The 13744-nt window shown below is 51.6% G+C and carries 13 protein-coding genes; 4 read left to right on the forward strand and 9 right to left on the reverse strand.

Going from position 1 to position 13744, the window contains the following annotated elements:
• Positions 1-277 precede the first annotated feature (277 nt).
• Positions 278-553 (reverse strand): hypothetical protein, encoded by a 276-nt coding sequence (locus tag FJM74_RS12195; protein WP_187262884.1) that lies wholly within the window; start codon positions 551-553, stop codon positions 278-280.
• A gap of 85 nt (positions 554-638) precedes the next feature.
• Between FJM74_RS12195 and FJM74_RS12200 the strand changes: the two genes are divergently transcribed.
• Positions 639-1424 carry an enoyl-CoA hydratase-related protein gene (locus FJM74_RS12200; protein WP_187262885.1) on the forward strand — a complete coding sequence of 262 codons (786 nt, stop codon included), beginning with the start codon at positions 639-641 and terminating at the stop codon, positions 1422-1424.
• Between the two features lie 365 nt (positions 1425-1789).
• Here the strand turns inward: FJM74_RS12200 and FJM74_RS12205 are convergent, their stop codons facing one another.
• The gene (locus FJM74_RS12205) at positions 1790-2515 is read right to left on the reverse strand and encodes an ABC transporter ATP-binding protein (protein WP_187262886.1); all 726 of its coding nucleotides are present in this window, start codon (positions 2513-2515) and stop codon (positions 1790-1792) included.
• 342 nt (positions 2516-2857) lie between these two features.
• Here FJM74_RS12205 and FJM74_RS12210 point away from each other — a divergent pair, with 342 nt between their 5' ends.
• Both FJM74_RS12210 and FJM74_RS12215 read left to right on the forward strand, forming a co-directional pair.
• Positions 2858-3475: a DUF4142 domain-containing protein gene (locus tag FJM74_RS12210; RefSeq protein ID WP_187262887.1), complete on the forward strand. Its 618-nt coding sequence runs from the start codon at positions 2858-2860 to the stop codon at positions 3473-3475.
• Between the two features lie 75 nt (positions 3476-3550).
• On the forward strand, positions 3551-4120 hold the full coding sequence (locus FJM74_RS12215) for a DUF4142 domain-containing protein (protein ID WP_187262888.1): 570 nt from the start codon (positions 3551-3553) through the stop codon (positions 4118-4120).
• Between the two features lie 175 nt (positions 4121-4295).
• On the opposite strand, the gene uvrA is transcribed toward FJM74_RS12215, so the two are convergent.
• The 5 genes from uvrA to FJM74_RS12240 form a co-directional block, all read right to left on the reverse strand.
• Positions 4296-7199 (reverse strand): excinuclease ABC subunit UvrA, encoded by a 2904-nt coding sequence (gene uvrA, locus FJM74_RS12220; protein ID WP_187262889.1) that lies wholly within the window; start codon positions 7197-7199, stop codon positions 4296-4298.
• A 226-nt stretch (positions 7200-7425) separates the two neighbouring features.
• The gene (locus FJM74_RS12225) at positions 7426-7809 is read right to left on the reverse strand and encodes a YidH family protein (RefSeq protein ID WP_187262890.1); all 384 of its coding nucleotides are present in this window, start codon (positions 7807-7809) and stop codon (positions 7426-7428) included.
• A 343-nt stretch (positions 7810-8152) separates the two neighbouring features.
• Positions 8153-8653: a DUF202 domain-containing protein gene (locus tag FJM74_RS12230; protein ID WP_187262891.1), complete on the reverse strand. Its 501-nt coding sequence runs from the start codon at positions 8651-8653 to the stop codon at positions 8153-8155.
• Between the two features lie 38 nt (positions 8654-8691).
• Positions 8692-10062 carry an alpha-amylase family glycosyl hydrolase gene (locus tag FJM74_RS12235; RefSeq protein WP_187262892.1) on the reverse strand — a complete coding sequence of 457 codons (1371 nt, stop codon included), beginning with the start codon at positions 10060-10062 and terminating at the stop codon, positions 8692-8694.
• A 75-nt stretch (positions 10063-10137) separates the two neighbouring features.
• Positions 10138-10707: a TetR/AcrR family transcriptional regulator gene (locus FJM74_RS12240; RefSeq protein WP_187262893.1), complete on the reverse strand. Its 570-nt coding sequence runs from the start codon at positions 10705-10707 to the stop codon at positions 10138-10140.
• Positions 10708-10894: 187 nt separating this feature from the next.
• On the opposite strand from FJM74_RS12240, the gene FJM74_RS12245 reads away from it, so the two are divergent.
• On the forward strand, positions 10895-11260 hold the full coding sequence (locus FJM74_RS12245) for a group III truncated hemoglobin (protein ID WP_187262894.1): 366 nt from the start codon (positions 10895-10897) through the stop codon (positions 11258-11260).
• Between the two features lie 71 nt (positions 11261-11331).
• Here FJM74_RS12245 and FJM74_RS12250 read toward each other — a convergent pair whose 3' ends face one another.
• A complete protein-coding gene (locus tag FJM74_RS12250) occupies positions 11332-12195 on the reverse strand; it encodes an LOG family protein (protein WP_187262895.1) in 864 nt (287 codons plus the stop codon).
• Positions 12196-12350: 155 nt separating this feature from the next.
• The gene (locus tag FJM74_RS12255) at positions 12351-13601 is read right to left on the reverse strand and encodes an ABC transporter permease (RefSeq protein WP_187262896.1); all 1251 of its coding nucleotides are present in this window, start codon (positions 13599-13601) and stop codon (positions 12351-12353) included.
• Between the last annotated feature and the right edge of the window lie 143 nt (positions 13602-13744).

A 13744-nucleotide genomic window follows, 5' to 3' on the forward strand; every position in this document is an offset into this window, starting at 1 on the left:
AGAAATTTTATTTGCATTATAAATATTTATTTTTCATGCTGATTTCCATAACATTTTCTTAGAAACACTTATTGACAGCAGCAGGTGAGGGAGTTTAGGTTCTAGGAGTTCTTGACAAGTAGCAACCGACAGGCTCCTTCAGAAAATAGAGACAATAGGTTTACACAGGCAATCATAGTAGGTGCTTTTCTGTTTTGCGGTTATACCAGTACTAAAAACTCCTTTAGGGTTGCAGCAAAACAGCAACCTGCCATCTAAAGACATCCATCTGAATTTCTCATAGTTTTAAAGATAAAACCAGCTTTGCCCGTATGTAAGCATAAGGCAGCTGCAACAGCATATGAACAGAAACAAGAATAATGCTGATAATTAAATTATAGTACGTTTTAATATAATTTATTTCTATAAAAATGCCAGAATATCTCCTGTAATAAGCAGGACCTGAAAAATCTTGAAAGCGTTGCATGCCCTTGCCTGAACCGGCAAAAAAAAATGGCTGCACTTCTGCCGCACGGGGAGCAAGACCTTGCCCAGATTGTCCCTTTTCGGACATAGTGCCCGAAAAGGGACATGTGCAACCATCCGTATCGAGGAGCTTAGATGTAAAAGCAGATCATAACCAATAGCAAGCAAAACCTATGACGACCTACGAATGCCTTCTTTATGATGTACAAGGTGGGGTGGCCACCATCATGCTGAACCGACCCGATGTGTTTAATGCTTTTAACGACCAGCAGAGCTACGAGCTGCAGGATGCCCTGAAACAGGTGGCCCGCGATGAGCAGGTGCGGGTGGTGGTGCTGACAGGCGCAGGAAAGGCTTTTTGCTCTGGGCAGGATCTCAAAGCGGCCGCCACTGCCGATAAGCGTGACCTGTCGGAGTCGCTGGAGAAGCGCTACAACCCGATTATCAGGGCCATGCGCCAGCTGCCGAAGCCGATTATTTGCAGGCTAAATGGTGTGGCGGCAGGAGCGGGCTGCTCCCTGGCGCTGGCCTGCGACCTTATTGTGGCCTCGGCCACCGCCAGCATGATAGAAGTATTTGTGAACATAGGCCTGGTGCTCGACTCAGGGTCCTCCTTTTTTCTGCCCCGTCTGGTTGGCTCCCTCAAGGCCTTTGAGCTAAGCACGCTGGGATCTAAAGTGACGGCAGCCGAGGCGCTGCAATGGGGCATGGTCAACAAAGTGGTGGCGCCAGAAGAGCTGGATGAGGCCGTGGCGGAGTTAGCTGCCCGCTACGCCGTGGCACCGACCAAAGCCATCGGCCTGATGAAAAAGATGCTGAACAAGTCATTCAGTTCCTCGCTGGAGGAGATGCTGGAATACGAAGCCTATTGCCAGAAAATTGCCGGAAACACCGAAGACTACCAGGAGGGCGTGACCGCCTTTCATGAAAAACGGAAGCCCAGGTTTAAAGGGGGGTAACATAACCAAGGCAGGCAGAGCAACAGCAGCTCTGGAGGGGCTTTTTGATTGGAATAATTGCGGGCTATTAGTTGTTGATTGTTAAATGGCTGCATGGTTAATTCAGAACTTCGGAGATGAATGACCAGACTATACTTCAAAAAAACGTTTAACTCTTAACAACTAACCACCTGACGCTAACAAAAAAGTCTTCTTTCGGATGTCCTGTGTCCTGCGTCTCCTTTTGCCTCCGGGGGGGCAATTTCATTAGAATAATTTGGTTTGAACGCAATAGCTTCTGGCATGCCCTCCTCTTTGTATCGCTGTGCTGGCCATGGTCAGCGAAGCCAACTAAAAAACGGACAGGAATGCTTCTGTAAAGGCTTTTAAAATGAATAACCCACCGAAAGCTTAAGCTGCGGCAGCGGAGTAACCAACACCAAACCATTGGAGTCGCTGATGAGCTTTTCTCCTACAAACAGGCCTTCGAGCAGTTTGTTGGCATCGCGGGCGTAGGCATATTTGAGGCGGGCACCAAGGCCACCGGCTATTTCTAAGGTCAGGTGCCGGTTCAGCCGGAACTGGCCGCCCAGTTGGTAGCTCAAATCAAAAGTGTTCAGGTAAAGCCGCCCCACATACCGGGCATTGGGGTCGGTCTGGCTGGGTTCAGGCAAGCCGAATAGTTCATAGCTGCTGTCTTCAAAAAGTAAAAACCGATAGCCAAACGCAGGGCCGTAGAAAAAACCGAAGGGCGCGTTCCCCTTTTTAGACGTGTAGTTCCGCTGGCTCATCCGGATACCGACCCCGTAGGTATTTACCGGCAGGTCGCGCGAGGTCCTGGAGTCGCCATCCTGCAGGTAAATGCGATAAATGTAGCTGAGGCCGATCTCATTGCTCACATAACCTGTGCGGGACCGCTCATAGCCTACATATAGCTCGCCAAGGCCAAGCTGGGCGGGGTGCAGCTTCAGCACTTTGTCATGGGCTGGGTCGGCAGGTGCCTCAAACCTGGCATCAGTGGCATCCTGCTCCTGCGCCTGTGCGTGCAGCAGGGGGAGCATCAGCAGAAACAGGAGGAGGCAGCTTATCGGATTTCTTGAAAATAAAGCCATAAATGGTATGATTTGGTTATGATGAAGCTGATTGGAAGGCCGTTGTAAGGTAATTTACGGGAGCTTAAAGGTACGTATACGTTAAAATAATCGGTCATAGTTTTATCAGCCGGAAATTCCCTGGCAGAACCCTGCAGCATTCAAAGATAGGCTACTTTGCAGCATTAGCTGTTATTTTCTGCATTTTGCTTCTCGCTGTTTGCGGCCGGCAACCGGAGCAGGGGCAGCCTAAGGCCGGCTTGTGGGCCACAGCATTAGCAGCAGGCAGAACTACTTATCCGGAAGGGCGTATATTAAGTAAATTTAAGATAAGAATTTGTATTATTAACAGTCTATAAAACTATGAAAAAGTTAGCATTAACCGCATGTATGGGTGCCGCCTTTCTATTTGGAGCAGCTTCGTGCAGCTCAGAAAACAAAGACAGTGTGGACCAGGCACAGGAAACGAACGAACAGGCCTTTGAGGATACTTCTATGGAGGACCCCAAAATAAACCAGTCTGACTTTATGACCCGCGCCGCCAGCGATGGCATGTTCGAGATCGAGGCTGGTAAACTGGCGCAGAAGATGGGCCAGAACGCCGAAGTTAAAAAGTTTGGCGGCCAAATGGTGACAGACCATGAGAAAGCCAGCAAGGAACTGAAGGCGCTTGCCCAGAAAAAGAGCATTACCCTTCCCGACAGCATGAGCAGCGAGCACAGAGACAAACTGCAAAGCCTGCAATCGAAAAAAGGAGCCGAGTTTGATGAGGAATACATGGAGGCCATGGTCGATGCACATGAAGAGGCGGTAGGTCTGTTTGAGGATGCAGCTGAAGATTTGGAAGATGCTGAGGTAAAGGCCTTTGCTGCTAAAACACTGCCTGTACTGCAACAGCACCATGAGCACGCCAAAAAGCTAGACGAGACCCTGGACAACACCACGGGCACCAACACGAACCGGGCCACACCCAGCAGATAGTAATAACCAGATTCACTTCAGCCGGCAGCATCTGTAGGGATTACCTGCAGATGCTGCCGGTTTATGGAAAACACCATGAGCAGAAAATTTACTCCTTTCCTTATACTAAGTCTAATTTTTGCACTCAGTAGCTGCACCCCAAACGACAGCATACAGCAGGCCATGGAGCAGAGTGTGCAGCAGTTTGAGCAGGCAGGTGTGCAGAACATGGGCAACGATGCCTTGTTTGTGGCAGAGGCCGCCAGCGCCAACATGCTGCAGGTGCAGCTGGCAGCTTTGGCAGAAGGCCAGGCCGTGAGCCCGGAGGTTAAAAACCTGGCCCAGCGCATGTTGTCAGACCATGGCCGCATGACGAATGAACTCCAGAGCATGGCCAGCCAAAGCAATTTTGTGCTGCCTGCAGAACTGGGCGCCGCACACCAAAAAACATACGATAACGTTGCCAGCCGCTCCGGACTTCCCTTTGATCTGTCTTATATCAAAACCATAGTGGAGGAGAGCCGCACCTTGCTGAAACGGCATGAGGATCTGGCAGAGAACGGCCAAACCATGGAGGTGAAGCAGTATGCCTCCAGGCAGGTACCCCTGTTGCAGCAGCACCTGCAACTGGCTGAGGCGCTGGGAGAAAAGGTTCGGGATATCTAAAAAACACTTCTCTTAGAAGGAACGTTAGCTACAAAACGCAGGCTTTTAAGTCAACAAAGAAGCCGCTACTAATTCAGTAGCGGCTTCTTTGTTGACTATGGGCAGGAGTTTACAGCTTCAGATTTCAAATGCCGGTCCGAGTGCTTAACCACCTGTATGGAACAAAGGAGTCTTGTTACACATCCTGCTCTTCCTCAGGCAGGTAATGGCTGGTTTTGAGCTCTTCGGCCAGGAACCGGGAGGTATAACCCTTGCCAGAGGCAGCTACTTCTTCCGGAGTTCCCCAGGCTACTATGGTTCCGCCAGCCTCGCCGCCCTCGGGGCCGATATCAACAATATGGTCGGCTATTTTTATCAGGTCGAGGTTGTGCTCTATGATCAGGACGGTGTTGCCTTTATCCGTGAGTTTGTGCAGCACGTCGGTCAGGTGCTCAATGTCCTGGAAGTGCAGGCCCGTGGTAGGCTCATCCAGAATGTAAAGTGTTTTGCCGGTATCTTTCTTCGACAGTTCTGTGGCCAGTTTCACCCGCTGCGCCTCGCCACCCGATAGGGTAGTAGCCTGCTGCCCCAGCGTAATGTAGCCAAGGCCCACGTCGTTGAGCGTGGCAATCTTGCGGAGAATGCGTGGCTGGTTATCAAAAAACTCCACGGCTTTCTCTACTGTCATGTCCAGCACATCGGTAATGCTCTTGCCTTTAAAGCGCACTTCCAGGGTTTCGCGGTTGTAGCGCTTGCCTTTGCAGACCTCGCAGGGCACATACACATCCGGCAGGAAGTTCATCTCGATGGTGCGCATACCGGCTCCCTCGCAGGCCTCGCAACGTCCGCCTTTCACATTAAAAGAGAAGCGGCCGGGGGAGTAGCCTCTTATTTTGGCTTCTGGCAGCGAAGCGAACAAAGACCGTATCTCACCGAACACACCGGTGTAGGTGGCCGGGTTGGAGCGTGGCGTGCGGCCAATCGGCGACTGGTCTACCTCAATTACTTTGTCTATCAGTTCCAGCCCTTCCAGACTTTTGTAAGGCAGCGGCTCACGTTTGGCCCTGAAAAAGTGCTGGTTCAGGATCGGGTACAGCGTGTCGTGGATGAGCGACGACTTGCCACTACCCGATACGCCTGTTACACAAATCATTTTGCCTAATGGCAGCTTCAGCGTTACGTTTTTCAGGTTATTGCCGGTAGCGCCTTTCAGCTTCAGCCACTCACCGGTGCCGGGCCGTTTTACGCGCGGCACTTTTATGCCGCGGCGATTGCTCAGGAAGTTGGCTGTAGTGGTGCCGGCCTCCATCATTTCGGCTGGCGTGCCTGCCGTAACGATCTGACCGCCGTGTATGCCGGCTCCAGGGCCAATGTCTACCACATAGTCGGCCTGCATAATCATGTCTTTGTCGTGCTCCACCACAATAATGGAGTTGCCAAGGTCGCGCAGGTCTTTCAGGGCGTTTATCAGGCGCTCGTTGTCGCGTTGGTGCAGGCCAATGCTAGGCTCGTCCATAATATAGAGCACGCCTACCAGCTGCGTTCCTATTTGCGTGGCCAGCCGGATGCGCTGGCTCTCGCCACCGGACAGGGTGCGTACGGGGCGGTGCAGGCTCAGGTAGTCGAGGCCCACATCGAGCAAAAAGCCAATGCGCTTCCGTATCTCCTTCAGCAGTTCCCTGGCAATGGTATTTTGGCGCTCGCTCAGCCTGTCTTCGAGGTTATGGAACCAGGCAGCCAGTTTATTGATATCTACTACTGAGAGCTCTCCAATATTTTTGCCATCGATCTTAAAATGGAGCGATTCTTTTTTAAGGCGATAGCCGTTGCACTCGGGGCAGGTGGTGGTTTGGGTATAATCTTCAATCCAGGCGCGGATGTTGTCGGAATCGGACTCCATCTGGCTTTTCAGGAAATGGATGATGCCTTCGAACTCAATAATGTAGTTGCCTTTCTTGGTGTTTACCTCCAGATCTTCCTCCAAACCATAGAGCAGGACCTTTAGCACATGCTCCGGCAGGTCTTTGATAGGGGTGGCAACTGATACCTTGAAGTATTTGAAAAGCGCCTCTACCTGCTTAAATATCCAGATGTCGCGGTACTCACCGAGCGGTGCTATGCCGCCGCGGCGTATGCTCAGGCTCTTGTCCGGGATAACGGTTTCTTCGGTAATCTCCTGAATCTCGCCCAGGCCGTTGCACACAGGGCAGGTGCCGTAGGGGGAGTTAAAGGAGAAGGAGTTCGGAGCCGGATCGTCGTAGGCGATGCCGGTGGCCGGGTCCATGAGGTGGCGCGAGAAAAAGTGCGTCTGATTTGTGTCGGCATCCATGACCAGCACCATGCCTTTGCCATGTGTCAGGGCGTTCTGGATGGAGCTGGAGAGGCGGAAGCGGTCGTCTTCCTTTACTACAATCTTGTCGATCACGATTTCGATGTCGTGTATCTTGTAGCGGTCTACCTGCATTTTAGGGCTGATCTCTACGAGTTCACCATCAACGCGGGCGCGTATAAAGCCCATCTTGCGGATCTGCTGGAACAGTTCGCGGTAATGCCCTTTGCGGCCTTTCACCACCGGTGCCAGTATTACCAAACGCTTGCCGTCGAAATGCTCCATGATGTGGTGCACGATCTGGTCGTCGCTCTGGCGCACCATTTTCTCGCCGGTTACATAGCTGAAGGCATCGGCGGTGCGGGCCCAAAGCAGGCGCATAAAGTCGTAAATCTCGGTAATGGTGCCCACCGTGGAGCGGGGGTTGCGGCTGGTGGTTTTCTGCTCGATAGAGATCACCGGCGACAGCCCTTCGATCTTATCTACATCAGGTCGTTCCAGGCCGCCCATAAAACTACGGGCATAGGCCGAGAAGGTCTCCATGTAGCGGCGCTGCCCTTCGGCGTAAATCGTGTCGAAGGCGAGCGACGACTTGCCGGAGCCGCTGATGCCCGTGAAAACCACCAGCTTATAGCGCGGCAGCTTTAAGGTAACGTTTTTCAGGTTATGTTCACGGGCGCCATAAACCTCTATTTGCTGCGCCTCCCCGTTAAGTGTGGGAGCAGCCGTAGCGAGGCCCGCGTTATCAGTTTGCTCTTGGTTAAAAGCCATTCAGAATATGTTGATTTTAAAAAGCAAAGGTACAAAATTTACCAGTGTTTCGCTGTGAAACACGCTAACCCTTCTTAACAGCGTCTGGCGGAAATAGGTTTAGTTGCTTCAGGTTGTATTTTATATTTATTCTTCGCCTTGCCCCTGGCCTCCGGAGGGCGGCCGATTTGTAACCAGGCTGCTTCTAATGGAAAAGTGGTAGACAAAAAACAGGATAAGACCGGGCTTAATCTATATTGCCATAACCTGCAACTTCTTTCTCGTGCAGGCTGGCATGATGATGACTTGTGGGAATGTACGCTTCGTGATGGGTGGTGATTGTCTTTTGCTTTTGCCGATATCTGTAAAAAGCATATATGGCAAGTATGATCCCAACCGGCAAAAGCATAAAGCCAGTAATTTTAAGGTAAAGGTCATTAGAGAGCTTAATGGCTGCAAAACCACCTGCCATGGTCGCCAGGGAGGTCCGCAGGTAAGCCATCAGGGTGCGTTCGTTCGCAAAGATCGTCCGTTCCATAGCCATTCTGTCGCGTATCTCGGTGTTCTTCTTCTCCTGTACCTTCAGTTTCTTCCGGAGCTTCTTGATCTCCTTTTTTGCGTGGTCGGCCATAAAAGTACATTTTAGAGGTGTTAAACTAAGTAAAAGGCAAGCTGTATGATAACACAAGGCTTTACAGTACTGGGAGTTGATCAGTTACAGCACAATTATTGAAATAAAAAGGCCCTTCCGGAGGCAGGCATAACTGCTGATGCTCCTTATAGATGTCAGATAACAGATAATAGACTTTTTTGGGTCTGAACCAGGAAGTTAAGAGCTGTTCGCTTTAACGCCTGCTCCGGCATTTTATCTCCAAATCAAATCATTAGCACATTGAACAATTATTCTAATCAAAAAGGCCCTCCAGAGGTGCTTTTTTCTGCTGCTGCTGCTCCAGCCAGCTATTTTCCTGGACTTAAGCCTTTGGTGCGGGGCTCTGCTCTTCTTTCTCCTGGGCGTCTACCTCGGCCAGCACGGGGCTGGTAGGGGTATAGGCACGGGTATGGTGCAATATTTCACTTTTCTTTCTGCTGAAGCGCATGTAGCCGTACACGCCTATGCCAACTCCTACCGGAATCGCGAGTATGCCCAGAGCAACATAAATAATATCATCGAAAAGCTTGATAAAGGTGAGCCCGCCGAGCACCATGGCCATGGCTGTTCGCTCGTAAGCCAGAAAGGTGCGCTCATTGGCCAGCTTGGTCCGCTCCATAGCCAGGCTATCGCGGATCTCCATGTTCTGCTGCTTTTTAAGCTTGATGGCTTTTCTTAATTCTGTCCTGGCTTTTCTGCTGAGTAGCTCTTTTAATCCCATAATGCCATATACGGTGGCGGCTGCCATGTAGGTTAGTGCAGTGGTGGTGCTTTTAAGTGGTGCCCGCAGCTTGCCTGAGCGCTCCTCTGGCTCAGAATTCATCAGAGCTGAAATCTGACCATGCTCTGCTTGCCTTACTACTACTGCTGCTGCAGGATGCAGGCCCAGTGGGCAGGCAGGTGTTCGATGGGCAGGGTCTTGTGCTGTACCCGGTACTGCTGCTGGTCGAGCAGGTTCGTGAACAGGCTTCCGTCCGGCAAATCTACTGTCAGGAGCAGTTTTGCCGGAGCATCGGCCGCATTTACAGCCACCAGCACATGGTCATGCGCCGAGCGGCGGGCAAAGGCAAACTGCTCGTGAGCTACAAACACCTGCTCATAGGTGCCCTGGCGCAGGGCGCTACTTTGCTTCCTGATGCCGGCAAATTGCCGGATGGCAGTTGCCAGTTCGGGGTGTGGCGCCTGGCCAATAGCATCTGGAGAGGCAATGGCCGGACGGAGGGGAGCGTCGGTGTGAGGTAATTTGGTGCCGCTGATGCCCCACTCGCTGCCGTAGTACACCGATGGAATGCCGGGCATGGTAAAGAGCAGTGCATGGAGCGGGTAGAGGTGCGCCGGGTTCCTGAGTGTGCTGGCAATGCGGTTCACATCGTGGTTGTCGGCAAAGTTGTAGAGCGATAAATCTTTGTAAATGCCCTGTGCTCCGAACAGGCGGTTTAAGGAGAAGGCCAGTTCAAAGTAGTTGCGGTCGTTATGGCTGGAGTACAGGCCCTTGTAGCATTCATAGTTGGTGGTGGAGTGGAGCATGCCTGGGTTTGCCCAGCGGCGGTAATCTCCGTGGATCACTTCTCCCATCAGCCAGAAATCGGAACGGAGGCTCCGGCAATAGGAGGCGAGGTCGCGCAGAAAGTCGTGGTCCATTACATCGGCGGCGTCCAGCCGGAGGCCATCTATGCCGAACTCCTGCACCCACATTTTCACGGCCTCAAACAAGTGCGCCCGCACCTCCGGGTGCTGCAGGTTAAGCTTTATCAGGTTGTAATGGCCGTTCCAGCCTTCGTAGACAAAGGCATCGCCGTAAGGGCTGCGGCGGCTAAAGTCTACGCCGGCAAACCAGTGCCGGAAAGAGGAGCTTTCGCCATCGGCCTGCAGGTTTTTAAAAGCCCAGAAATCACGCCCCACATGGTTGAAAACGCCATCCAGAACAACCCGGATGCCATGGGCATGGAAATGGGCCACCACTTCGGCCAATGTGCTGTTGGTGCCCAGCCGGCGGTCTACGGTATAATAATCAACTGTGTCGTAGCCATGCGTGCCAGCCTCAAAAAGCGGCCCCAGGTAAAGTGCATCGCAACCGAGCGAGGAGAGGTGGTTTACCCAGTGCTTCAATGAGGCGAGCCTGGGGATGGGGGAGGAACTTAAATCGTTTTGCAGCGATGCTCCGCTCAAGCCTAACGGGTAAATATGGTAGAAGGTAGCCTCGGTAGCCCAGGCAGGTCTGGTTGTGTTCATGAGTGAAGTTTACATATTGTGCATACCGTTCGGTACAATACTTAAACTGTTATAGTTCCTTTTTCTTCCAGAAACTCAGGAATAGATGCCGTAAGAGAACTGCTGCACTACCTGTTTTACCGCCTGCTCGTTTAGTTTCAGCTGCCCGTGCAACGCCTGCACTAGGTAAGTGTTAATCATGCCCAGGAAGGTGGCCGCATATACTTTGTGCCGTTCCCGCATGTTGCCGTGGTCCTTTACCGCCTCCTGAAACATGGTCTCCAGCAGCTGGTGCTGCTCCTGTATAAAGGGCGTAATAACCAGGGAGGCCTCATTTTCGGGATTGGCAAACCAGGCCGCCAGGTGCATGAGGTACAATGTCGGCTGGCTCATGGCAAACTCAAAGTAACACACCACCACCTGCCGCAGCGAAAGGGGCAGATCACCGGTATAGGCTGCCACACTCCTGAGCTGCGTCATAAAAGGAGTAAACTGCTCCTGCATCAGTGTTTCCAGCAGACCTCTTTTACTGCCGAAGTAATGGTAGAGGGTGGGCTTTTTGATGCCGGCGGCCTCCACTATCTGCTGCACGCCCACGGCATCGTAGCCTTTTGCCGCAAACAGTTTAAGGGAGCAGTCGAGTATAATGGAACGGTTATCGGCCATGCTGCTAGGGTGTACTGTAGTTTGGTGTTGAAGGTAAGCGTTTTGAATGAAAACGACTTTCAGCGACTCATGTTACTTTTTTGGCATTACTGATATTAGTCATTTTACGCAAGGTTGCCATGCCGTAACTTACAGCCATTAGTAATAATGATGGCTGGCTACAGGTGTGGCAGAAGGAGGTACAGTTATGAGAGATATAGAGAAGGAAGAAGACATCAGGATTCTGGTGGACAGCTTTTACGGGCAGGTAAATCGAGATGAGCTGCTGAGCCCCGTTTTTAATGAGTTTGCGCAGGTAGACTGGGAGGCGCACCTGCCGGTTATGTACAGCTTCTGGAGCACGGTGCTGTTCGGGTCTATGGCCTATAAAGGCCAGCCTTTCCCCAAGCACCTGCGGCTGCCGATAGATGAACAGCATTTCGACAGATGGGTAACCTTGTTTACAGCTACAGTAGACGCTTTGTTTAAAGGCGAAAAAGCTGAGGATATTAAATTTAAGGCGCAGAATATTGCCCGTATTTTTCAGATGAAAATGGGAATTCTGGCAGTATAATCATGATGTATAAAAAAGGCAGGCCTCACTGGCCTGCCCATCTGTATGTAAAGAGAAAGTAAGAAATAAAATTAAAAGTTGGGCGACAGCAGGTATTTGCTGTAAAAATCGTCGATGATCTTCACGGCCTCCGAGGCGTCGTCTACAATGTGTACCAGTTCCAGGTCTTCCGGGCTGATGTTGCTCTCCATATCCAGCATCACGTCTGATACCCATTGCAGCAGCCCGTCCCAGAAAGAGCGGCCTACCAGCACGATCGGGAAAGCGCCTATTTTCTTTGTCTGGATCAGCGTAATCGCCTCAAAAAGCTCATCGAGGGTGCCAAAGCCGCCCGGCATCACGATAAAGCCCTGCGCATATTTCACGAACATCACCTTGCGCACAAAAAAGTAGTCGAAGTTGATGAGCTTGTCTGAGTCGATGTAGATGTTGTTGAACTGCTCAAAGGGAAGGTGTATGTTCAGGCCCACCGATTTGCCGCCCTCGGAGTGAGCGCCTTTGTTGCCGGCCTCCATAATGCCGGGGCCACCGCCCGTTATAACGCCGTAGCCATGGCGCACCAGCTTGGCGGCAATATCTTCGGCCATCTGGTAGTATTTATGAGATGATTTGGTGCGCGCCGACCCGAATATAGATACGCAGGGGCCGATCTTAGCCAGTTTCTCAAACCCTTCCACGAACTCCGACATCACCTTAAAAATCTGCCAGGAGTCAGCTATCTTTATTTCGTTCCAGTCTTTGTCTACAAACGCTTTGCGAATACGGATGTCCTCTGCGGAGGCAGGTGGGGCTGTGGTTTCGCCACTCTCCCGCAGATCTGTTATGGATTTGGCCTTGTTCTGATTGGCGTCGGGCTGCAAAATGGTTTGGCCGCTGCCGGTATTGAGTGCCTCATCATTAAATTTGGTTTTACTTGTCTTTCTGAGTTTTGTCATAATAAGTTAAATCGTCTTCAGGAGGCGTGCTCCTATAGCAGTGCTCAAAGCGGCACTGCCTGCTTATACATAAATTGCCGGCGCCGTTCCGGGCCGTGAGGGTTACCAAGTAAGCTCCTGCTAAATATACTTGTTCTGCTGGTTAGTGCCCTACTTTATTTTGAGCGGATCGCCATAACCGGATCCAGGTTGGCTGCCAGCACAGCCGGAATAATGCCCGAAAGCATTCCTATCACCGCCGATACGCTAAGGCCCAGTATGATGTTGCTTAAAGAGAGCGTTATCTCCAGCATGTCCTGGGGGATAAGGGTGAGCAGAAACACCAGCAAAATACCAAATCCGCCTCCTAACACGCTCAGAAACACCGACTCGAACAGGAACTGGAACAGGATGAAGAAGTTTTTGGCCCCCAGCGATTTTTGTATCCCGATGATGTTGGTCCGTTCCTTAACCGAAACAAACATAATGTTGGCAATGCCAAAACCTCCTACTAAAATGGCAAAGCCCCCGATAACCCAGCCGGCCACACTTATAACGCCAAAGAGGCTGCTAACCTGTTCGGCCACCATCTCAGATCGGTTCAGGGCAAAGTTGTCTTCGTCGCGGGGCCTGAGCCCACGGATGTTGCGCAGCAGCCCCTGCGTTTCGTACTCCAGCTCCTGCAGCCCCTGGTCGTCTTCGCGCCCCTTTAGGCCGATGGTGGCATACACTCCTTTGGGCCCGGTAGTGTACATCTTGCTGAAAGCACCGAACGGAATTATGCCTTGCTTGTCGGCGTTCGGCATGCCAAACATGTTCTCGCCCTGCTTCTCCATCACCCCGATCACCATGAACTGGTGGCCATTGATTTTTACCTGCTTGCCCAAAGGGTCCTGGTTCGGGAACAGGGTCTCGGCAATGGCATGGCCTATAATAACCACATTCTGTGCCGATTCTATTTCCTGTGGCACAAAGTAGCGGCCTTCTTCTATCGGAATTTCTCTGATCTTGTTAAAGTCGTACGTGGCCCCAGACAGGAAGGCGTTGGCGTAGCTGCTGTTCCGGAACTTAACTGTTATGCCGCCCCGCTCAGAGAAAATGGCAATGCCCTCGGCCATGGTTAAGTTGCTCTCCAGCTGCCTGAACTCCCGGGCTGTGGGCTGCGGGCGACGCAGGTACTCCCACCAGGGCCGGCCGCCCGGGCCAAAAGACCAGGGCTGCGTTTGCACATAAATCACCCGCTCCCCCACAAAGCTCATGGCATCGCGCACGTTTCGCTCCAGCGAATCTACGAGTGTAAAAACAGAGATGATGGCGAAAATGCCTATGGTTACCCCCAGTAAGGAAAGGATGGTGCGCAGCAGGTTTGATTTCAGTGCCTGCCAGGCAAAACGGAAGCTTTCGATGATCAGGCGCAGGTATATCATGTGCTGAGGCAGATGTATCAGGGAGTTTGTAATTCTGTTAAATTAATAATATTTAACTTAAACATGCGCTGCCTGAAGGTCGTTTTTTAAGGTGCAGCAGTGGCAGGAGCAGCAATTGGGCTGGGAGGGCAGTTTTCATTAGA

It is taken from the genome of Pontibacter beigongshangensis, from assembly GCF_014332515.1.
GTDB lineage: Bacteria > Bacteroidota > Bacteroidia > Cytophagales > Hymenobacteraceae > Pontibacter > Pontibacter beigongshangensis.

Bases quoted from the DNA above. Each gene is read 5' to 3' on its own strand.
- FJM74_RS12195 (WP_187262884.1), bottom strand. From the start codon at position 553: ATGTCCGAAAAGGGACAATCTGGGCAAGGTCTTGCTCCCCGTGCGGCA.
- FJM74_RS12200 (WP_187262885.1), top strand. From the start codon at position 639: ATGACGACCTACGAATGCCTTCTTTATGATGTACAAGGTGGGGTGGCC.
- FJM74_RS12205 (WP_187262886.1), bottom strand. From the start codon at position 2,515: ATGGCTTTATTTTCAAGAAATCCGATAAGCTGCCTCCTCCTGTTTCTG.
- FJM74_RS12210 (WP_187262887.1), top strand. From the start codon at position 2,858: ATGAAAAAGTTAGCATTAACCGCATGTATGGGTGCCGCCTTTCTATTT.
- FJM74_RS12215 (WP_187262888.1), top strand. From the start codon at position 3,551: ATGAGCAGAAAATTTACTCCTTTCCTTATACTAAGTCTAATTTTTGCA.
- uvrA (WP_187262889.1), bottom strand. From the start codon at position 7,199: ATGGCTTTTAACCAAGAGCAAACTGATAACGCGGGCCTCGCTACGGCT.
- FJM74_RS12225 (WP_187262890.1), bottom strand. From the start codon at position 7,809: ATGGCCGACCACGCAAAAAAGGAGATCAAGAAGCTCCGGAAGAAACTG.
- FJM74_RS12230 (WP_187262891.1), bottom strand. From the start codon at position 8,653: ATGAATTCTGAGCCAGAGGAGCGCTCAGGCAAGCTGCGGGCACCACTT.
- FJM74_RS12235 (WP_187262892.1), bottom strand. From the start codon at position 10,062: ATGAACACAACCAGACCTGCCTGGGCTACCGAGGCTACCTTCTACCAT.
- FJM74_RS12240 (WP_187262893.1), bottom strand. From the start codon at position 10,707: ATGGCCGATAACCGTTCCATTATACTCGACTGCTCCCTTAAACTGTTT.
- FJM74_RS12245 (WP_187262894.1), top strand. From the start codon at position 10,895: ATGAGAGATATAGAGAAGGAAGAAGACATCAGGATTCTGGTGGACAGC.
- FJM74_RS12250 (WP_187262895.1), bottom strand. From the start codon at position 12,195: ATGACAAAACTCAGAAAGACAAGTAAAACCAAATTTAATGATGAGGCA.
- FJM74_RS12255 (WP_187262896.1), bottom strand. From the start codon at position 13,601: ATGATATACCTGCGCCTGATCATCGAAAGCTTCCGTTTTGCCTGGCAG.